The organism is Roseicyclus amphidinii (assembly GCF_030163755.1).
In the GTDB taxonomy this organism is placed as follows: Bacteria; Pseudomonadota; Alphaproteobacteria; order Rhodobacterales; family Rhodobacteraceae; genus Roseicyclus; species Roseicyclus amphidinii.
This window is the reverse complement of the sequence record NZ_JASJOE010000001.1, coordinates 122,470-141,860: the sequence shown is the minus strand read 5'-3', so window position 1 is coordinate 141,860 and position 19,391 is coordinate 122,470. Positions and strand designations below refer to the sequence as shown.

At 66.0% G+C, this 19,391-nt stretch carries 17 protein-coding genes; 8 read left to right on the top strand and 9 right to left on the bottom strand.

What is annotated here, in order from left to right; genetic code table 11:
• Positions 1–98: 98 nt before the first annotated feature.
• The gene (locus QQK83_RS00705) at positions 99–2,363 is read right to left on the bottom strand and encodes an NADP-dependent malic enzyme (protein WP_284260647.1); all 2,265 of its coding nucleotides are present in this window, start codon (positions 2,361–2,363) and stop codon (positions 99–101) included.
• Positions 2,364–2,493: 130 nt separating this feature from the next.
• Here QQK83_RS00705 and mutS point away from each other — a divergent pair, with 130 nt between their 5' ends.
• Entirely contained in the window at positions 2,494–5,139 is a 2,646-nt protein-coding gene (gene mutS, locus QQK83_RS00700) for a DNA mismatch repair protein MutS (RefSeq protein ID WP_284260645.1), read from the top strand.
• Here the strand turns inward: mutS and QQK83_RS00695 are convergent.
• A complete protein-coding gene (locus QQK83_RS00695) occupies positions 5,136–5,693 on the bottom strand; it encodes a nucleotide exchange factor GrpE (RefSeq protein ID WP_284260643.1) in 558 nt (185 codons plus the stop codon). The two genes, mutS and QQK83_RS00695, sit on opposite strands and share 4 nt — an antisense overlap.
• Before the next feature lie 30 nt (positions 5,694–5,723).
• Positions 5,724–6,806, bottom strand: coding sequence for a heat-inducible transcriptional repressor HrcA (gene hrcA, locus QQK83_RS00690; protein WP_284260641.1), 1,083 nt, complete (start codon positions 6,804–6,806; stop codon positions 5,724–5,726).
• 79 nt (positions 6,807–6,885) lie between these two features.
• Here hrcA and rph point away from each other — a divergent pair, with 79 nt between their 5' ends.
• The 3 genes from rph to hemW are packed head-to-tail and all read left to right on the top strand — an operon-like array spanning position 6,886 to position 9,360.
• Positions 6,886–7,599, top strand: a complete 714-nt coding sequence (gene rph / locus QQK83_RS00685; RefSeq protein WP_284260639.1) for a ribonuclease PH — start codon at positions 6,886–6,888, stop codon at positions 7,597–7,599.
• On the top strand, positions 7,599–8,207 hold the full coding sequence (rdgB, locus tag QQK83_RS00680) for an RdgB/HAM1 family non-canonical purine NTP pyrophosphatase (RefSeq protein ID WP_284260637.1): 609 nt from the start codon (positions 7,599–7,601) through the stop codon (positions 8,205–8,207). The genes rph and rdgB overlap by 1 nt, the downstream gene beginning before the upstream one ends.
• Positions 8,200–9,360, top strand: a complete 1,161-nt coding sequence (gene hemW, locus QQK83_RS00675; protein WP_284260635.1) for a radical SAM family heme chaperone HemW — start codon at positions 8,200–8,202, stop codon at positions 9,358–9,360. The genes rdgB and hemW overlap by 8 nt, the downstream gene beginning before the upstream one ends.
• 3 nt (positions 9,361–9,363) lie before the next feature.
• Here hemW and QQK83_RS00670 read toward each other — a convergent pair whose 3' ends face one another.
• From QQK83_RS00670 to rho, 6 genes are read right to left on the bottom strand one after another with little or no spacing between them, the layout of a single operon-like run.
• Positions 9,364–10,278 carry a ParB/RepB/Spo0J family partition protein gene (locus tag QQK83_RS00670; RefSeq protein ID WP_284260633.1) on the bottom strand — a complete coding sequence of 305 codons (915 nt, stop codon included), beginning with the start codon at positions 10,276–10,278 and terminating at the stop codon, positions 9,364–9,366.
• Positions 10,278–11,078 (bottom strand): ParA family protein, encoded by an 801-nt coding sequence (locus tag QQK83_RS00665; RefSeq protein ID WP_284260631.1) that lies wholly within the window; start codon positions 11,076–11,078, stop codon positions 10,278–10,280. The genes QQK83_RS00670 and QQK83_RS00665 overlap by 1 nt, the downstream gene beginning before the upstream one ends.
• Entirely contained in the window at positions 11,071–11,697 is a 627-nt protein-coding gene (gene rsmG / locus QQK83_RS00660) for a 16S rRNA (guanine(527)-N(7))-methyltransferase RsmG (protein WP_284260629.1), read from the bottom strand. Before rsmG ends, QQK83_RS00665 begins: the two co-directional genes overlap by 8 nt.
• The gene (mnmG, locus tag QQK83_RS00655; protein WP_284260626.1) at positions 11,694–13,568 is read right to left on the bottom strand and encodes a tRNA uridine-5-carboxymethylaminomethyl(34) synthesis enzyme MnmG; all 1,875 of its coding nucleotides are present in this window, start codon (positions 13,566–13,568) and stop codon (positions 11,694–11,696) included. The genes rsmG and mnmG overlap by 4 nt, the downstream gene beginning before the upstream one ends.
• Before the next feature lie 3 nt (positions 13,569–13,571).
• On the bottom strand, positions 13,572–14,852 hold the full coding sequence (mnmE, locus tag QQK83_RS00650; RefSeq protein ID WP_284260624.1) for a tRNA uridine-5-carboxymethylaminomethyl(34) synthesis GTPase MnmE: 1,281 nt from the start codon (positions 14,850–14,852) through the stop codon (positions 13,572–13,574).
• Between the two features lie 13 nt (positions 14,853–14,865).
• Complete coding sequence (rho, locus tag QQK83_RS00645; protein WP_284260622.1) at positions 14,866–16,137, bottom strand: transcription termination factor Rho; 1,272 nt, start codon at positions 16,135–16,137, stop codon at positions 14,866–14,868.
• Between the two features lie 527 nt (positions 16,138–16,664).
• Between rho and QQK83_RS00640 the strand changes: the two genes are divergently transcribed.
• The 4 genes from QQK83_RS00640 to dnaQ are packed head-to-tail and all read left to right on the top strand — an operon-like array spanning position 16,665 to position 19,390.
• Positions 16,665–17,273, top strand: a complete 609-nt coding sequence (locus QQK83_RS00640) for a Maf family protein (protein ID WP_284260620.1) — start codon at positions 16,665–16,667, stop codon at positions 17,271–17,273.
• The gene (locus QQK83_RS00635) at positions 17,270–18,106 is read left to right on the top strand and encodes a shikimate dehydrogenase (protein ID WP_284260618.1); all 837 of its coding nucleotides are present in this window, start codon (positions 17,270–17,272) and stop codon (positions 18,104–18,106) included. Before QQK83_RS00640 ends, QQK83_RS00635 begins: the two co-directional genes overlap by 4 nt.
• Positions 18,103–18,699, top strand: a complete 597-nt coding sequence (gene coaE / locus QQK83_RS00630; RefSeq protein WP_284260616.1) for a dephospho-CoA kinase — start codon at positions 18,103–18,105, stop codon at positions 18,697–18,699. The genes QQK83_RS00635 and coaE overlap by 4 nt, the downstream gene beginning before the upstream one ends.
• Positions 18,692–19,390, top strand: coding sequence for a DNA polymerase III subunit epsilon (dnaQ, locus tag QQK83_RS00625; RefSeq protein ID WP_284260613.1), 699 nt, complete (start codon positions 18,692–18,694; stop codon positions 19,388–19,390). Before coaE ends, dnaQ begins: the two co-directional genes overlap by 8 nt.
• The last annotated feature ends 1 nt before the right edge of the window (position 19,391 follow it).

Here is a 19,391-nt window from a genome sequence, read left to right as displayed (position 1 = left end):
CCGTGTGCAGCGATGATACACACGATTGCCGCACATCCCAAGCCCGCATGCCGTATGCACGCGGTGTGTACGGCATGTGCACGCGCTGTGACCGGGCGTCAGCGCCGCCCGATCTCGCAAGCCGCCATCACCGCCATGTTCAGGATGTCATTCGCGGTCGAGACCGTCGAACAGATCTGGATCGGGCTTTTCAGCCCGGTCAGGATCGGCCCGATCACCGTCGCGCCCGCCATTTCCTGCATCAGCTTCACGCTGATCGACGCCGAATGCCGGGCGGGCACGACCAACACATTTGCAGGCCCCGACAGCCGCGTGAACGGGTATTGCGCCATCACTTCGGGGTTCAGCGCGACATCGACGGCCATCTCGCCATCATACTCGAAATCCACACCTTTTTGGTCCAACACCTCGGGCGCGCGATGCATCTTCTCGGACCTCTCACTGACCGGATAGCCGTAGGTCGAGAAGCTGACAAAGGCCACCCGCGGCTCAAGCCCCAGGTCGCGCGCCACCTGCGCGCCGCGCTCGGCGATGAGCGCCAGGTCCTCTTTCTCGGGCCATTCATGCACCAGGGTATCCCCGATCAGCACGATCCGCCCCTTGTGCAACAGCGCGGTCACGCCGACCGCCCCGTCCTGCGCCCGCGCGTCGAAGACTTTGCCAATCAGATCAATTACATGAGCCGATTTCCGCGTCGCCCCCGTGACCAGCGCATCGCCATGCCCATGCGCCAGCATCAAGGCCGAGAACACATGCCGATCCCGCGCCGCAAGCCGGTGAATATCCGCCCGGTCATGCCCCTTGCGCTGCAGCCGTTGGTAAAGAAACGACTTGTAGCTCTCGAGATGTCGGGTGTTGGCGGCGTTCACCACCTCCAGCTCCCGCACCGCGTCGGCAAGCCCCGCCGCCGACAGCTTTTCCTTCACATCGGCCTCGCGCCCCACGACCAGCGCCTTGCCCAGCCCCTGCCGCTGATAGGCCACCGCCGCGCGCAGCACGCGCACATCGTCGCCCTCGGCAAAGATCATCCGCGCCTGCGCCGATTTCGCCCGCGCATAGATCCCCTGCAGGATCGAGCTCGTCGGGTCCATCCGCGCGCGCAGCCCCTTGGCATAGCCCTCGAGGTCGATGATGGGCCGCCGCGCCACGCCCGTGTCCATCCCGGCGCGCGCCACGGCGGGCGGGATCGTGTAGATCAGCCGCGGGTCGAAGGGCGTGGGGATGATGTAGTCGCGGCCAAAGGCGAGCTTGCGGCCATAGGCCATCGCCACCTCGTCCGGCACATCCTCGCGCGCAAGTTCGGCAAGCGCATAAGCGCAGGCGATCTTCATCTCGTCGTTGATCGCGCGGGCGTGGATATCCAGCGCCCCGCGGAAAAGATAGGGGAATCCCAAGACGTTATTGACCTGGTTGGGATAATCCGACCGCCCCGTTGCCACGATCGCATCGACGCGCACCTCGTGCGCCTCTTCCGGCGTGATCTCGGGGTCGGGGTTCGCCATGGCGAAAATGACCGGGTTGTCGGCCATCGACTTCACCATCTCGGGCGTCACCGCGCCCTTGACGGAGACGCCAAGGAACACGTCCGCGCCCACCATCGCCTCTTCCAGCGTGCGCAGCTCGGTCTTGACGGCATGAGCGGATTTCCACTGGTTCATCCCCTCGGTGCGGCCCTGCCAGATCACGCCCTTGGTGTCGCAGACGATGCAGTTCTCGTGGCGCGCGCCCATGGTCTTGAGCAGCTCGATACAGGCGATTCCGGCGGCACCTGCGCCGTTCAGCACGATGCGGCAATCCTCGATTTTCTTGCCCGAGATATGCAACGCGTTGATCAGACCCGCGGCGCAGATCACGGCGGTGCCGTGCTGGTCGTCGTGAAAGACGGGGATGTCGCATTCTTCCTTGAGGCGCTGCTCGATGATGAAACACTCGGGCGCCTTGATATCCTCGAGGTTGATGCCGCCGAAGGTCGGGCTCATCAGCTTGACCGCGCGGCAGAACTCGTCGGGGTCCTCGGTGTCCAGCTCGATGTCGATGGAGTTCACATCGGCAAACCGCTTGAACAGAACCGCCTTGCCTTCCATCACCGGCTTGGAGGCCAGCGCGCCAAGGTTGCCAAGCCCCAGAACAGCCGTCCCGTTCGAGATCACGGCAACAAGGTTGCCCTTGGTCGTGTAATCATAGGCCGTCTCGGGCCGCTCCGCGATCACCTCGCAGGGGACGGCGACGCCGGGGGAATAGGCAAGGCTCAGGTCGCGCTGTGTCGCCATCGGGACCGAGGCCGAGATGTCGATCTTTCCCGGAAACGGGTCGAGGTGATAGGCCAGCGCCTCGTCACGGGTGATCTTGGTCTTGTCGGCCATGGCGCGGCGCCCTCCCTTTTGCCCGAAGGCCGGTTTATCCAACGTCACCCGCCCCGGCAACAACAGCCTTTTGCCGCTTCAATCCCGCGCGCGGCTTGCGTAGGGTCCACAAGCGATTGCGGGGGGTGGCATGAGCCAAGTGACGCCGATGATGGCGCAATACCTGGAGATCAAGGGGCAGCATGCCGATGCGCTCCTGTTCTACCGGATGGGCGATTTCTACGAGATGTTCTTCGACGACGCGGTCGCCGCCGCCGCGGCGCTGGATATCGCGCTGACCAAGCGCGGGCAGCATGCGGGCGAAGACATCCCGATGTGCGGCGTGCCCGCGCATAGTGCCGAGAGCTACCTGTTGACCCTGATCCGCAAGGGGTTTCGCGTGGCGATCTGCGAGCAGATGGAGGACCCCGCCGAGGCGAAGAAGCGCGGCGGCTCCAAGGCCGTGGTCCGGCGCGAGGTGGTGCGGCTGGTCACGCCCGGCACCCTGACCGAGGACACGCTGCTCGAGGCGCGGAGGCACAATTACCTTGCCGCATTCGCCGAGATCCGGGGCGAGGGCGCGCTGGCCTGGTGCGACATCTCGACCGGCGATTTCCACGTCCTGCCCTGCGCGCCCGTGCGGCTTGGCCCGGAACTGGCCCGGCTCGCCCCGCGCGAGGTGCTGGTCTCGGACGGCATGCCGCCCGAGCGCATCGCCGCGATGGAGGAGATCGGCGCGGCCGTCACGCGGCTTGCGCCGACGAGTTTCGACAGCCGATCCGCCGAGGCGCGCATCGCGCGGCTGTTTTCCGTCGCCTCGCTCGATGGGTTCGGCAGCTTCACCCGGCCCGAGGTCGCCGCGATGGGGGCGCTGATCGACTATCTGGAACTGACGCAGAAAGGCAGCCTGCCGCTGCTGCGTGCGCCGCGGCGGCAATCGGCGGGGCAGGTTCTGCAACTGGACGCCGCCACGCGGCGGAACCTGGAACTGACACAGGCGCTGTCTGGCGGGCGGGCGAACACGGTGCTGTCGGTCATCGACCGGACCCTGACCGCAGGCGGCGCGCGGCTGTTGGAGCGGCGTTTGTCGGGGCCGTCAACCGACCTTGGCGTGATCCGCGCGCGGCATGATGCGGTCGGGTTTTTCGTGTCTGACACGCTGATCAGAGACGAAATCGAGACCCATTTGCGCCGCATCCCCGACCTTGACCGCGCGCTGTCGCGGTTGGCGCTCGACCGCGGCGGGCCGCGCGACCTGGCCGCGATCCGCGACGGGCTGGCGGGGGCCGGGGCGCTTCATGCGGCCTTGGATCATGTCGACCTGCCCGAGGTTCTGGCCGAGGCAAAACAGGGTCTGACGGGCCATCAGACCCTGTCCGACCTGCTCGACCGCGCGCTTGTGGCCGAGCCGCCCGTGCAGCTGCGAGACGGCGGCAGCATCGCCCAAGGCTACAGCGAAGAGCTGGACGAGGTCCGCCGCCTGCGCGACGAGGGGCGCGGCGTGATCGGGGGAATGCAGGCCGAGTATATCGAGGCGACGGGTGTCTCCTCGCTCAAGATCAAGCACAACAACGTGCTGGGCTATTTCATCGAGACCACGGCGACCCATGCGCAGAAGATGCTGTCGCCGCCACTGTCCGAACGCTTCATCCACCGCCAGACCACCGCCAACGCCGTGCGCTTCACCACGCTTGAGCTGTCCGAGCTGGAAACCAAGATCCTCAACGCCGGCAACCGCGCGCAAGAGATCGAGCGCGCGCTGTTTCAGTCGCTGCGCGAGGCGATCCTGGCCGAACATGACGCCATCGGCAGCACCGCCCGCGCGCTGGCCGAGTTGGACCTGAGCGCCGCGTTGGCCCGTCGCGCCGCCGAGGGCAACTGGACCCGTCCCGCGATGCATGACGACCGCCGCTTCGACATCCAAGGTGGGCGGCACCCGGTGGTCGAGGCCGCGCTGTCGCGCGAGGGCGCGCCCTTTGTTGCCAATGACTGCGCCTTGAACCCCGAGGGCGACGGCGCGGCCATCACCCTTCTGACCGGCCCGAACATGGCCGGTAAATCCACCTACCTGCGCCAAAACGCGCTGATCGCTATTTTGGCTCAAATGGGTGGTTTCGTCCCTGCCGAACGGGCCGAAATCGGCCTTGTCAGCCAGGTGTTCAGCCGCGTTGGTGCGGCCGATGACCTTGCCCGCGGGCGCTCGACCTTCATGGTCGAGATGGTGGAGACCGCGACGATCCTGAACCAGGCGGACGACCGCGCGCTTGTCATCCTCGACGAGATCGGGCGCGGCACGGCGACTTATGACGGGCTGTCCATCGCCTGGGCCACGCTGGAACATCTGCACGAGGTGAACCGCTGCCGCGCGCTTTTCGCCACGCATTACCACGAGATGACGGGCCTTGCCGCGCGGCTCTCGGGGCTGCGGAACGCGACGGTTGCGGTGAAGGAATGGCAGGGCGACGTGATCTTCCTGCACGAGGTGCGCGAGGGGGCCGCCGACCGATCCTACGGGGTGCAGGTGGCCAAGCTTGCGGGCCTGCCCGAAAGCGTGATCGCGCGCGCCCATGACGTGCTCGAGGCGCTGGAAAAGGGCGAGCGCGAAGGCGGCGAGCGCAAGGCGGTGATCGACGATCTCCCGCTCTTCGCCGCCGCGCCCGTCGTCGCGCGCCCCGTGAAACAGGACGGGCCGTCGCCCTTGCAGGAACGCCTCGCCGCCGTGCATCCCGACGAGATGACGGCGCGCGAGGCGTTGATGCTGCTCTACGAGCTGAAGGACCTGGCCGAGAAGCCTTAGCCGGGGTTCGAGGACACGCCGACCTGCGCAGGCCGCACCAGCCGGTCATGCAGAAGGAAGCCCTCGGCCATCACCTGCAGGATCTCGCCCGCCTTGGTGCCGGGCACGGGGGCCTCGAACATCGCCTCGTGGCTTTGCGGATCGAACTGGTCGCCGACCTCGGGCACGATGGGCGTGACGCCGTGCTTGGTCAGCACCTTGAGCAATTCGCGCAGCGTTAGCTCGACGCCTTCCATCAGCGCCCTGTCGGCATCTCCCGCGGCCTCACCCGCGCTGTCGAGCGCGCGGCGCAGGTTGTCATAGACCGGCAGCAGGTCGCGCACGATGCGCGTGCCGCCATACCGCTCGGATTCGCGGCGGTCGCGCTCGGCGCGTTTGCGGACGTTCTCGGATTCGGCCAGCGTGCGCAGAAGGCGATCCTTCAGCTCGTCGCGCTCGATGCGCAGCGCATCCACCTCGTCGAGCGGCGCGTCAGCCGTCAGATCGACCTCGGGGGCTTCGCCCTCCTGCAGGGTTTCCTCTGTGGCCATGTTCTCCTGCCTGGTGTCGGACATGATTGCCTCGTCTACCTTCCTTTGTCCGGCCTAGCCGCGATCGGCGATCAATTTGCCGACCAGCTGCGCCGTGTAATCCACGATCGGAACGATGCGCCCGTAATTCAGACGGGTCGGCCCGATGACCCCCACCGCGCCCACGATCTTCCGGTCCGCGTTCATATAGGGAGAGACGACCAGAGCGGAACCCGAAAGTGAGAAAAGCTTGTTCTCGGAGCCGATGAAAATGCGCACACCCTCGCCCGTTTCAGCCAGCTCGAGAAACTCGGCGATGTCGCGCTTGCGCTCGAGGTCGTCGAACAACAGACGGATGCGCTCCAACTCTTCAGCCTGCGCCGCGTCGGCCAACAGGTGCGACCGCCCCCGCACGATCAGGCGGGCGGCATCATCGCCTTCGGCATCCCAAACGGCCAGCCCCGCCTCGATCATGTGATTGGCGATCTCGTCGATCTGGGCGCGGCGGCTGTCGACCTCGCGCTGCATCTCCGTGCGCAGGCTGCCCAGCGTGCGGCCGGCCAGATGCGCGTTGAGGTAATTCGCCGCCTCGCGCATCGCGCTTGGGGTATGGCCGGGCGGCGGCTGGAACAGCCGGTTCTCGACATGCCCGTCGGCATGGACCAGCACCACCAGCGCCCGGTCAGGCGACAGCGGAACAAAGTCGATATGCTTGATCGGCGCCTCGTGCTTGGGGGCCAGAACCACGCTGGCCCCATGCGTCGCCGCCGACAGGGCCGACCCGATGCGGTCCAGCGCGCCGGTCACGTCGCCGGTGTTCGAGCCAAGCGTGTCGTCCAGGTTCTGACGATCCGCTTCGCCCAGTTCGCTCACCTCGAGGAAGCCGTCGATGAACATCCGCAGCCCCAGCTGCGTCGGCACCCGCCCCGCCGAGATATGCGGGCTGCCCAGCAGGCCGAGGTATTCCAGGTCCTGCATCACGTTGCGCACCGTCGCGGCGGAAACCTGTTCCGACAGGCTGCGCGTCAGCGTGCGCGAGCCCACCGGCGCGCCGGTTTCCAGATACCCCTCGACCACGCGGCGAAACACCTCGCGCGAGCGGTCGTTGAGGTCGTTCATCACGTTGGACGGATCTGGCTTGCGATCAGGTGTCTTCATGGTCTTGCCGGCCATTCGGGCTTGCGTCGCGGGGGGGGCGCGGACTATCCCCGCCTCACGGATCATCAGGGGAATATCTATGCGTCCTTCCGGCCGAAACCTAGACGAAATGCGCGAGATCGTGATCGAAACCGGCGTCACGCGCCATGCCGAGGGGTCGTGCATGATCCGCTGCGGGGGCACGCATGTGCTGTGCACTGCGACGCTGGAAGAACGCGTGCCGCCCTTCCTCAAGAATTCGGGTCTCGGCTGGGTTACCGCGGAATACGGCATGCTGCCCCGCGCCACCCACACGCGGATGCGGCGCGAGGCGGCTTCGGGCAAGCAATCGGGCCGGACGCAGGAAATCCAGCGCCTGATCGGGCGCAGCTTGCGCGCCGGTGTGGATCGCTCGGCGCTGGGCGAACGGCAGATCACCATCGACTGCGACGTGATCCAGGCCGATGGCGGCACGCGCTGCGCCTCAATCACCGGGGGGTGGGTCGCGCTGCGGCTTGCCGTCAACAAGCTGATGAAGGCGGGTGATATCACCTCCGATCCGATCACGGATCACATTGCCGCGGTGTCCTGCGGGATCTACGCGGGCCAGCCGGTGCTGGACCTCGACTATCTCGAGGACAGCGAGGCGGGGACCGATTCGAACTTCGTGATGACCGGAGCCGGTGCGCTGGTCGAGGTGCAGGCGAGCGCCGAGGGTTCGGCCTTCTCCCGCGGGCAGTTCGACGAGATGTACGGCCTGGCCGAGCAAGGCATCGCGGCGCTTGTGGCAGCGCAGAAAGCGGCGACCAGCTGATGCGACGGTTCACCGGTGACCACCTGCTTGTGGCGACCCACAACAAGGGCAAGCTCGAGGAGATGGAGGCGCTTTTGGCGCCCTTCGGCATCCGCGTGACCGGCGCGGCTGACCACGACCTGCCCGAGCCCGAGGAAACCGGAACCAGTTTCGTCGAAAATGCCCGCATCAAGGCCCATGCCGCGGCCAAGGCCACCGGCCTGCCCGCCCTGTCCGATGACAGCGGGATCGAGATCGACGCGCTGAACGGTGCGCCCGGTGTCTACACCGCCGATTGGGCCGAAACGCCAAACGGGCGCGATTTCGTCATGGCGATGCGGAAAACCCACGAGTTGCTCGAGGCGCAGGGCGCGCCGCACCCCCGCACCGCGCGGTTCTGTTGCACGTTGGTGCTGGCATGGCCCGATGGCCATGACGAGGTCTTTCCCGGCGTGATGGAGGGTCAGGTCGTCTGGCCGATGCGGGGCGAGCAGGGTCACGGTTATGACCCGATTTTCCAGCCCGCGGGTTACGACGTCACCTTTGGCGAGATGGACCGCTGGGAAAAGAACAAGATCAGCCACCGCGCCCGCGCGGTCGAACAATTGAAACAGGCACTTGGTGGCTGAACACTGGCAGGCCGGGGGCTTTGGCCTTTATGTTCACTGGCCCTTCTGCCAGGCGAAATGCCCCTATTGCGACTTCAACAGCCATGTCGCCGCCCAGATCGACCAGTCGCGGTGGTTCTCCTGCTATCTATCTGAAATAAAAAGATATTCCTCTGAGGTTCCGGGCCGCACGCTGACCAGCATCTATTTCGGTGGCGGCACGCCTTCACTGATGGCGCCCGAAACGGTGGCCGCGATCCTCGAGGCGATCCGCGCGGAATGGCCGGTCGCCAACGATCTGGAGGTCACGCTGGAAGCGAACCCCACCTCGGTCGAGGCGGGCCGCTTTCGCGGCTTTCGGGATGCGGGCGTCAACCGCGTTTCCATGGGGCTTCAGGCGCTGAACGACGCCGATCTTCGCTTGTTGGGAAGGCTCCATTCGGCGGCGGAGGGTCGCGCGGCCTTCGACATCGCGCGCAGCGTCTTTCCACGCGTCAGCTTCGACTTGATCTATGCGCGCCAGCACCAGACCCTCGCGCACTGGCGCAGCGAATTGACCGAGGCGCTGGCGCTCGCCGCCGATCATCTGTCGCTGTATCAACTGACCATCGAGCCCGGCACCGCCTTCGGTGACCGGCACGCCCGTGGGCGGTTGCCCGGCCTTGTCGATGACGACACCGGGGCCGAGATGTATGACCTGACGCAGGAGATGTGCGAGGCCGCGGGCCTTCCGGCCTATGAGGTGTCGAACCATGCGGGCGACATGGCGCAATCGCGGCACAACCTCGTCTATTGGCGCGGCGGCGATTACGTGGGCATCGGCCCCGGCGCGCATGGGCGGTTGACGCTACAGGGTCTGCGCCGCGCGACAGAGACGGAACTTTCGCCTGCCGGTTGGCTGCGCGCCGTCGAAACCCGCGGCAGCGGAGAGACCCTGCGCGAGGTGATTTCGCCCGAGGCGCAGGCCGAGGAATACGCGATGATGTCGCTGCGCCTGTCCGAGGGTCTGGACCGCGCGCGCTATAGGGCGATACGCGGTCGGGATTTCGACCCTGACTTGCTCGGCAGGCTCGACTCTCTCGGCATGATCAGCGTCACGCTGGACCGGATCACCGCCACGCTTCAGGGTCGGCGCATCCTCAACACGGTCCTCGCCGAGCTGCTGGTGGACTGAGCCCTAACGGTGACCGCCAAGAATGCGGATGAGGTCATCGAGCTTTTCGAGATCGGCGTAGCGGATCGTCACCGCCCCACCCCCGCTTGCCGCGTCATGCGCAATCGCAACCGGCATCCCCAGCGTGGCGCTCAGATCCCCCTCGAGCGCGACGGTGTCGGCGTCCTTTCCCCCGGTCGGCGGCCGCTTTTTCGCCTCGCCACCCGGTTTCGCCTTGGCGCGCTTCTCCACATCCCGAACGGACAGCCCCTTGGCCACCGCCTCACGGGCCAGGGCCAGCGGATCATCGGCCGTCAACAGCGCGCGGGCGTGACCGGCGCTCAACCGACCGGCGCGCAGCATCTCCTGGATTTCCTCGGGCAGGCCGAGGAGACGCATCATGTTGGCGATATGGCTTCGGCTTTTGCCGAGCGCGGTCGCCAATTGCTCCTGCGTATGGCCGAAACGGTCGATCAGTTGCCGGTAGCCCAAGGCCTCTTCCAGCGCGTTCAGGTCAGCGCGCTGGATATTCTCGATGATCGCAACCTCGAGCACCTCGGTATCGTCAAAGTCCCGCACGATCACCGGCAGATCATGCAATCGCGCGCGTTGCGAGGCACGCCAACGGCGTTCGCCGGCGACGATCTGGAATTTCGACGCATCGCGCGGGTCCACCCGCACGATCAGGGGCTGAATCACCCCCTTTTCGCGGATCGACTCGGCCAATTCGTTCAGCGCATCCTCGGCGAAGGTCCGGCGCGGCTGGTCGGGGTTCGGCACGATCCGGTCGATGGGCACCGAACGCACGCCGCGCGGTGCCGCCTCGGTCGTGTTGCTCTCTGCATCCGTTTCGCTCGAGACCGCCTGCGGCGTCTCGATATCCGCCATCAGGGCCGACAGGCCCCGCCCCAATCCGGTTCTTTCGCGCCGCTTGACCATCAGGCCGGCTCCTTCCGTTTCGCATGCCGCGCCAAGACTTCCTCGGCCAGGTCGATATAAGCTTGGCTGCCCTTGGACGCCGGGTCATACGCCAGCACCGGCAAAGCGTAGGACGGCGCTTCGCTCAGGCGCACGTTGCGCGGAATGCGGGTGTTCAGCACCAGCTCACCCAGCGTGCCGCGGGCATCTTCCTCGACCTGCTGGCTCAGGTTGTTGCGCTGGTCATACATCGTCAGCACCACGCCCTCGATCCGGAGGCCAGGGTTCGCCGTCTCGCGCACGTCGCGCAGGGTCAGCATCAGTTGCGACAGCCCCTCGAGCGCGAAAAACTCGGCCTGAAGCGGAACCAGCACCGCGTCTGACGCGACAAGCGCGTTGACCGTCAGCAAACTCAGCGAGGGCGGACAATCAATCAGGACGTAATCGTAAGCCGCCAGACCATCGGTCCGCAGCGCATCCTTGAGCAGGAAAATCCGGTTCTCGTGCTGCCCAAGCTCGACATCGGTCGAGCTGAGGTCCGTGGTGCCCGGCGCAATATCCAGCCGCTCGACCCCTGTCTTGCGGATCACCGACGACAAGGGCGCCTCTTCGTGCAGCAACTCATAGGTGGTGTTGTCGCGGTCGCGCGCCGAGATGCCAAGGCCGGTCGACGCATTGCCCTGCGGGTCGAGATCGACGATCAGCACACGTTCGCCCAGATGCGCCAGCGCCGCGCCAAGGTTGATCGCGGTGGTCGTCTTGCCGACCCCGCCCTTCTGGTTGGTGATCGCTATGACCCGCGGGGCGGAGGGCTCAGACATGGCGGAGGTTTTCCAGTTTGAGAAGGACCGCATCGGCATCGGTGACGCTGGGCACGGTTGTCACATCCATGTGCCAGTCGCGCCGCGCGGTTTCAAGTTCCTCGGCGTGGCGGGCGCCTTTCTGGAACAGGCAGATGCCGCCGGATGACAGGTGCGGCACGGCATAGCCGCAAAGCGTGGCAAGCGGTGCAAGGGCACGTGCGCTGACGATATCCGAATTGGACGGGCGCGCATCCTCCACCCGGCGGGTCAGAACACCAACGGTCACGCCCATCTGTCGCGCCGTTTCGCGCAGGAACGCCCCCTTGCGAAGGTCGGATTCGACCAGCGTAACCTGAAGCTCGGGCCGCCTTTCGGCGGCGATGGCCGCGCAGACAAGGCCGGGGAATCCGCCGCCGCTGCCAAAGTCGATCCAGCGCGTCGCGGTCTCGGGGGCGTGGTCGAAAACCTGCGCGCTGTCGAGCATGTGGCGCAGCCAGAGCTGCGACAATGTCGTGGGCGAGACAAGGTTGATTGCCCCCTGCCATTTCGTCAGGAGCTGGGCGTAGAGCTCCAACCGCTCGAATGTTTCACGTGAAACACGCGCGGCCAGCGCCGCCTTTGCGTCATCCTCGGTCATGCGCGGCGGCGCTCGTCCTGGCGGATGCGCGTCAGAATCAACGCCAGCGCCGCAGGCGTCATCCCGTCGATCCGCCCGGCCTGCGCCAGCGTCCGCGGGCGAATCCGCTCCAACTTGCCGCGCAGCTCGTTCGAAAGGCCGCCGATCTCACCATAAGCGAGCGCGTCGGGAATCACCTGGTTCTCATCGCGGCGCAGCGCCTCGGCATCGCGGGATTGGCGGTCGACATAGGTTTTATACAACGCCTCGATGGCCAGCTGCTCACGAATCTCGGGCTGCATCTCGTCCAGCTCGGGGATGAGCGGCGCCAGGTCGGTAGGCGTGACATCGGGAAAAGCAAGCAATTCCATACCGTTACGGCGCTGACCATCCTGGTTGATGGTAATGCCCGTCTCGGCCACCTCGCGCGGGGTGAACCGCGCGTTTTCCAGGACTGTGCGCCCGGCCGCCAGCCGCTCCATCTTTTCCCCGAAGGCGGCGCGCCGCGTCTCGTCGATCAGGCCAAGACCATCGGCCAGCGCGGTCAGCCGCTGATCGGCGTTATCCGCCCGCAGCGTCAGACGGTATTCGGCGCGCGAGGTGAACATGCGGTAGGGTTCGCTGACGCCCCGTGTGACCAGATCGTCGATCAACACCCCGATATAGGCGTCGGACCGACCAAGGATCACTGGCCCCTCCCCCCGCGCCTGCCGCGCGGCGTTGAGGCCGGCCATCAGCCCTTGCGCCGCGGCCTCTTCGTAGCCGGTGGTTCCGTTGATCTGCCCGGCGAGGAAAAGGCCGCGCAGCGCAGGAAGCTCGAGCGAGGCATCCAGCGCTTGCGGATCGACGTAGTCGTATTCGATGGCATAGCCCGGTTGCAGGATCTCGGCCTGTTCCAATCCGGCGATGGAATGGACGTAATCGGCCTGCACATCCTCGGGCAGCGAGGTCGAGATGCCGTTGGGATAGACAACATCGCTATCGAGCCCCTCGGGCTCGAGGAAGATCTGATGCGAGCTCTTGTCGGCGAAGCGCACCACCTTGTCCTCGATCGAGGGGCAGTAGCGCGGGCCGACGCCCTCGATATGACCGCCGTACATGGCGGAGCGCGAGAGATTCGCGGCGATGATCTCATGGGTTTTCGCATTGGTATGCGTGATCCCGCAGGAGATTTGCCGGACCGAAGGCGCGCGCGATAGGAAGGAAAACAGCGTCGGGTCATCATCGCCCGGCTGCATCTCCAGCCCGTCCCACGCGATGGAGGAGGACCGCAACCGCGGCGGCGTGCCGGTTTTCAGACGCCCGAGCGGAAGCGCCAGTGCGTCGAGGCGTTGGGCAAGGCGTTGCGACGGGCGGTCGCCCATGCGCCCGCCATCCATCCGGCGGTCGCCGATATGGATGACGCCGCGCAGAAAGGTTCCGGTGGTGAGAACAACGGCGACGGTGGGCAGCTCGCTGTCATCGGCAAGGCGAACGCCGGCGATGCGGCCGCCCTCGACGATCAGGTCTGCGACCTCCCCCTCGATGATCGAAAGGTTGGGCTGATCGGCCAGCAAATCCTGGATCGCGGCGCGATAGAGCGCGCGGTCGGATTGGGTGCGCGGGCCGCGGACGGCGGGTCCCTTACGGCGGTTCAGCAAGCGGAACTGGATACCCGAACGGTCGGCGGCCAAGCCCATGATCCCGCCCATCGCGTCGATCTCGCGCACGAGATGGCCCTTGCCAAGGCCCCCGATGGCGGGATTGCAGGACATCACACCGATCTTCGCGCGCTCCATCGTGACGAGCGCGGTTCTGGCACCCGCGCGGGCAGCGGCATGGGCGGCTTCGGCACCCGCATGGCCACCGCCGATCACGATGACGTCGAAACGCTCATGTTTCACGTGAAACACCTTTCACTTGCCGATGCAGAACTGCGCAAAGATTTCTCCGAGGACGGCCTCTACATCTACACGCCCGATCAACGAGTCAAGCGCGGCCAATCCGTCGCGCAGGTGATAAGCGATGATCTCGGCCCCCTCGCCCGCGGTAAAGGCGCGCTCGGCAAGTTCCAGCGCGCCCCGCGCCGTCTGCATCGCCTGGCGGTGGCGGTCATGGCTGGCAACGGTTCCTTCGGTCACGCGCCCGGCCAACCGGTCCGCGACATCCGACAGGATGCGGTCAACCCCGTCGCCGGTCAGTCCCGACACCCCCTCCCCCGTCAAGTCGGCCTTGGTGCGATAGGTCAGGTCGATCTCCAGCCCCGGCTCGAACGGCGCGCCTTGCGCCGTGCCGTCCTGCAGCAGGATGCGCAGATCCGCGGCGGCCGCCCGTTCCCGCGCGCGGGCGACGCCGATCTGTTCAAGCCGATCCTCGGACTCGCGCAGGCCCGCCATGTCGAGGAAGGTCACCGGCAACCCCTGCAGGTCCACGCGCACCTCGAGGATATCACGGGTCGTGCCGGCGATCTCGGAGGTGATGGCAATCTCTCGGCCCGCGATGCGGTTGAGAAGCGTGGATTTCCCCGCGTTCGGCGGCCCGACGATGGCAACCTCGAAACCCGCGCGCAGCTTTTCCGCTCCGTCAAAGCCCGAAAGCTGGCCGTCAATGGCCGCGATCACGCCGTTGATCAACGCGCCGACCTCGGGCGAGACATCGACGGGCACCTCTTCGTCGGCGAAATCGATGGTCGCTTCGATCAAGGCCGCCGCGCGCAGCAAATCGCGGCGCGTGTCCTCGACGAAATCGCGCATCGCGCCAGTGAACAGCGATTGCGCCTGACGGCGCTGCCCTTCGGTTTCGGCCGCGATCAGGTCGGACAGGCCTTCGACCTGCGCCAGGTCAAGATTGCCGTTCAGAAGCGCGCGCCGGGTGAATTCGCCGGGTTCAGCCATGCGGGCAAGCCCGGTGGCGGCAATCGCCGCCTCGACCGCGCGGATCACCGCGATACTGCCGTGCGTTTGCAGCTCGACCGTATCCTCGCCCGTGAAACTGCGCGGCGCGTCGAACCGCAGGACAAGCGCCTCGTCCAGAACCGCGCCCGCCGCATCGCGCAAGGCGCGCAAGGCGAAGCGCCCCGGTCCCGGAAGGTCACCACTCAACCGCCGCGCGACCTCATGCGCCTCCGGCCCCGAGATACGGAGAACGGCCACGCCCGATTTCCCCCGGGCGGTGGCCAGGGCGAAAATCGTCTGCATCGGCCCCTGCCCCTTACGCGTTCATCGAATCGAAGAATTCGGAGTTCGACTTGGTCTGCTTGAGCTTCGAGATCAGGAACTCGATGGCGTCTGTTGTGCCCATCGGGTTCAGGATGCGCCGCAGGACATAGGTTTTCTGCAGGTCGGACTTGTCGACCAGCAGATCCTCTTTCCGGGTGCCGGACTTGAGAATGTCCATCGCCGGGAAGACGCGCTTGTCGGCGACCTTGCGGTCCAGCACGATCTCGCTGTTGCCGGTGCCCTTGAATTCTTCGAAGATCACCTCGTCCATCCGGCTACCCGTGTCGATCAGCGCGGTGGCGATGATGGTGAGCGAGCCACCCTCTTCGATGTTGCGGGCCGCGCCGAAGAACCGCTTGGGCCGTTGCAGCGCGTTGGCATCCACGCCGCCGGTCAGAACCTTGCCCGAGGACGGAACCACCGTGTTGAAGGCGCGGCCAAGGCGCGTGATCGAGTCGAGCAGAATCACGACGTCGCGCTTGTGTTCCATGAGGCGCTTGGCCTTTTCGATCACCATCTCGGCCACGGCGACGTGACGCGTTGCGGGTTCGTCGAAGGTCGAGGAAATCACCTCGCCCTTCACGCTGCGCTGCATGTCGGTGACTTCTTCCGGGCGCTCGTCGATCAGAAGAACGATCAGGTAGCACTCGGGGTGGTTCTTCTCGATCGAGGTGGCGATGTTCTGCAGCAGAACCGTCTTGCCGGTGCGCGGCGGCGCCACGATCAACGACCGCTGGCCCTTGCCGATGGGCGCGACCAGGTCGATGATGCGGGCCGAGCGATCCTTGATCGTCGGATCCTCGATTTCCATCTTCAGGCGCTCGTCCGGGTAAAGCGGCGTCAGGTTGTCAAAGGCGACCTTGTGGCGCGCGCGCTCGGGATCCTGGAAGTTGATCGCCTGCACCTTCACGAGGGCGAAATACCGCTCGTTGTCGCGCGGCGCAGTCATCGTCCCCTCGACCGTGTCGCCGGTGCGCAGGCTGTGCTGGCGGATCATGTCGGGGCTGACGTAGATGTCATCGGGGCCCGGCAGGTAGTTGGCCTCGGGCGAGCGGAGGAAGCCGAACCCGTCCTGAAGCACCTCGAGCACACCATCGCCCGAGATCTCCCAGCCCTCGTCCGCGCGTTCGCGCAGGATCTCGAACATCATCTCGCCCTTGCGCATGGTCGAGGCGTTCTCGATCTCAAGCTCCTCTGCCATCGCCAGCAGGTCCTTGGGAGACTTGGCTTTCAGATCGGCCAGCTTCAGCGTCATCGAAGTCATGGGAATATCCTGTCGCAGGGCGGCCCGAATGGGGCGATCCTGTCTGTCATCATCGGTCGGAAGATGCGCTTTCGGACGAAAGGCCTGTTTCGTCTATGTCTCGGCCTTCTGTCTGTCAAGCTTGGTGCCCGAGGCGGCCAAGAGTCATAAAAAAATAAGAATATAAAAAGATTGTTGTGTCTTTAGGACCGTTAGGAAGCCGGAAAACCCGGTTCGTCACAAGTTACCCCCAGTCTTGTCCCGGTGGCGAAAACTATCCCCGCCACGATGGACCGATCTTGAGAAACGCGGATTTTCACATATTTAATAAGTGTTTAAGATATATGAGACCTGTGGATGACAAAGGGAAAACGGTGGATGATCGGGGTCATCCGCGGCAGGTCAACAGCGCGACGTGAATGTCTTGTCCCCGTGGACAACCCCCGGAGCGGAGCCGCGAAACCCCTCCTCGCACCGGGAGCCTTCCCGCTGCCGCGAGTCATCAACCGGATTGTCGGCCATAACTCCCCTCCGTTATGCACAGACCTATGGACAAGACATTCGCGCCCCACGGGCCCCTGACCCTCGCCTCGGCTTCGGCCATCCGCCGTCAGTTGCTGGAAACGGCGGGCGTTACGCTGTCGATTCGCCCCGCCCGCATCGACGAAGGCGCGATCCGCGACGCGCTGCTGGCCGAGTCCGCCCACCCGCGCGACGTTGCCGACGCGCTGGCCGAGTTCAAGGCGCGCAAGGTCGCCGGTGAGGGGCTGACGCTGGGCTGCGACCAGGTTCTCGCGCTGAAGACCGCGATCTTCGAAAAGCCCGACAGCCGCGAGATGGCGAAGGATCAGCTGACGCGCCTGTCCGGGCAGACGCATCACCTCTATTCCGCGGCGGTCATCTACGACGGGGCCGAGCCCGCCTGGCGGCATGTCGGGCTGGCGCGGATGACGATGCACAGCCTGACCGAACCCGAGATCGACGCCTATCTCGACCGCGCCTGGCCCGAGGTGGCCAGCTCGGTCGGAGCTTACCAGGCGGAAAGCATCGGCGCGCGGCTGTTCAGCCGGATAGACGGCGACTGGTTTTCCGTGCTTGGGTTGCCCCTGCTCGACATCTGTTCGTTCTTGCGATTACGTGGTTGGAGATTGACATGATCCGTCCCGAGATTCCGCTGGCCGGCGTGATCGGTGATCCGATTGCGCATTCCCTGTCGCCGAAGCTGCACGGGCACTGGTTGCGCCGCTACGGTCTGCGCGGGCATTACGTGCCGCTGCACATCACCCATGCCAATCTTGCCGATGCGTTCCACATGCTGCCGCACATGGGGTTCGTCGGGGTGAACGTCACGATTCCGCACAAGGAATACGTGTTGTCGCTGGCCACGACGGTCACCGACAGGGCCGCCTTGATCGGTGCCGCCAACACGATCAGTTTCATGTCGGACGGACGCATCCAGGCCGACAACACCGATGGGCAGGGGTTCTTGTCGAACATTCGCCAAAGCCTGCCCGGATGGACCGCCTCGAACGGGCCTGCGCTGGTGCTGGGCGCGGGCGGCGCGGCCAAGGCGATCGTCTCGGCGCTGATCTCGGACGGCGCGCCGCGTGTGATCGTGGCGAACCGCACGCGCGCGCGGGCCGATGCGTTGAAGGATCAGTTCGGCGCACGGGTCGAACCGCAGGACTGGACCCGCATTTCCGATTTCGTGCCGGACTGCGCGTTGATCGTGAACACCACCTCGCTGGGGATGGAGGGGCAGCCGCCGCTGTCGCTGAACCTGTCGCGGGTGTCGCCGCTGACCGTGGTGACGGATATCGTCTACAAACCGCTGGAAACCGACCTTCTGCGCGCCGCGCGCGAGGCCGGATGCGAGACCATCGACGGGCTGGGCATGCTTCTGCACCAGGCGGTGCCGGGCTTCGAACGCTGGTTCGGCTATACCCCGCTGGTGGATGACGATCTGCGCCGGGCGGTGCTGGCAGAATGACCCATCGGCTTGGGCTGACCGGCTCCATCGGCATGGGCAAATCCACGACGGCGCAGATGTTCCGCGACCATGGCGTGCCGGTCTGGGATGCCGACGCGGCGGTGCATCGCCTTTACGCGCCCGGCGGCGCGGCGGTTGCGCCGGTCTCGGCGCTGTGTCCCGAGGCGCTCGAGGGCGGCGGGGTCAGCCGCGACAGGCTGAAGGCGGCGCTTGCGCAAGACCCTGAATTGCTGGGCAGGCTCGAACAGGTGGTGCATCCGCTTGTGGCCGAGGATCGCCGCGCCTTTCTGGCCGCGCAGGGCGATGCGGCGCTGGTGGTGCTGGACATCCCCCTGCTGTTCGAGACGGGACACGCCGATGTCGACAGCGTTCTGGTCGTCAGCGCCGACGCCGAGACGCAGCGCGCCCGTGTCCTTGCGCGCCCCGGAATGACCTCGGAGATGCTGGACCGCATCCTTGCGCGGCAGATGCCCGATGCCGAGAAGCGCGCGCGCGCGGATCACGTGATCGAGACGAAGACGCTGGAACAGACCCGCGCCGCCGTGGCAGACCTGATCGAGACCCTGACCCAAGCGGAGCGGCCCGATGCGTGAGATCGTCCTCGACACCGAAACCACCGGCCTCGACCCGTTCGACACGCCCGCGCACCGGATCGTCGAGATCGGCGCGGTCGAGCTGTGGAACCAGGTGCCGACCGGCAAGACCTATCACCAATACATCAACCCCGAGCGCGACATGCCGGCCGAGGCTTTCGCCGTGCATGGCATCGGCGAGGAGTTCCTGGCCGACAAGCCGCGCTTTGCCCAGGTCGCGCAGGCCTTTCTCGAGTTCCTGGGCGATGCGCGCATGGTGATCCACAACGCCAGCTTCGACATGCGGTTCCTGAACGCGGAACTGGAATGGGCGGGGTATCCGACCCTTCCCGACAATCGCGCGCTGGACACGCTGATGATCGCACGGCGAAAGTTTCCCGGCTCGCCCGCGTCGCTGGATGCGCTGTGCCGCCGGTTCGGCATCGACAACTCGAACCGCACGCTGCATGGCGCGCTTCTCGACTCCGAGATCCTGGCCGATGTCTACCTGGAACTGACCGGCGGGCGTCAGCCCGATTTCGCGCTGTCCACGGGCGGCGGCCGGAACCGCGCCGATACCGCCGCGACCGAGTGGCGTCCGCGCCCTCGGCCCACGCCCCTCCCCTCCCGCGTCACGGAAGAGGAGCGCGCCGCCCATGCCGCCTTCGTGGCGGAGCTGGGGAACGGCGCGCTCTGGTCGAAACAGGGTTAGA

Excerpts from the sequence above, each read along its gene's own strand:
- QQK83_RS00705 (WP_284260647.1), bottom strand. The coding sequence starts at position 2,363 with ATGGCCGACAAGACCAAGATCACCCGTGACGAGGCGCTGGCCTATCAC.
- mutS (WP_284260645.1), top strand. The coding sequence starts at position 2,494 with ATGAGCCAAGTGACGCCGATGATGGCGCAATACCTGGAGATCAAGGGG.
- QQK83_RS00695 (WP_284260643.1), bottom strand. The coding sequence starts at position 5,693 with ATGTCCGACACCAGGCAGGAGAACATGGCCACAGAGGAAACCCTGCAG.
- hrcA (WP_284260641.1), bottom strand. The coding sequence starts at position 6,806 with ATGAAGACACCTGATCGCAAGCCAGATCCGTCCAACGTGATGAACGAC.
- rph (WP_284260639.1), top strand. The coding sequence starts at position 6,886 with ATGCGTCCTTCCGGCCGAAACCTAGACGAAATGCGCGAGATCGTGATC.
- rdgB (WP_284260637.1), top strand. The coding sequence starts at position 7,599 with ATGCGACGGTTCACCGGTGACCACCTGCTTGTGGCGACCCACAACAAG.
- QQK83_RS00670 (WP_284260633.1), bottom strand. The coding sequence starts at position 10,278 with ATGGTCAAGCGGCGCGAAAGAACCGGATTGGGGCGGGGCCTGTCGGCC.
- QQK83_RS00665 (WP_284260631.1), bottom strand. The coding sequence starts at position 11,078 with ATGTCTGAGCCCTCCGCCCCGCGGGTCATAGCGATCACCAACCAGAAG.
- rsmG (WP_284260629.1), bottom strand. The coding sequence starts at position 11,697 with ATGACCGAGGATGACGCAAAGGCGGCGCTGGCCGCGCGTGTTTCACGT.
- mnmE (WP_284260624.1), bottom strand. The coding sequence starts at position 14,852 with ATGCAGACGATTTTCGCCCTGGCCACCGCCCGGGGGAAATCGGGCGTG.
- rho (WP_284260622.1), bottom strand. The coding sequence starts at position 16,137 with ATGACTTCGATGACGCTGAAGCTGGCCGATCTGAAAGCCAAGTCTCCC.
- QQK83_RS00640 (WP_284260620.1), top strand. The coding sequence starts at position 16,665 with ATGGACAAGACATTCGCGCCCCACGGGCCCCTGACCCTCGCCTCGGCT.
- QQK83_RS00635 (WP_284260618.1), top strand. The coding sequence starts at position 17,270 with ATGATCCGTCCCGAGATTCCGCTGGCCGGCGTGATCGGTGATCCGATT.
- coaE (WP_284260616.1), top strand. The coding sequence starts at position 18,103 with ATGACCCATCGGCTTGGGCTGACCGGCTCCATCGGCATGGGCAAATCC.
- dnaQ (WP_284260613.1), top strand. The coding sequence starts at position 18,692 with ATGCGTGAGATCGTCCTCGACACCGAAACCACCGGCCTCGACCCGTTC.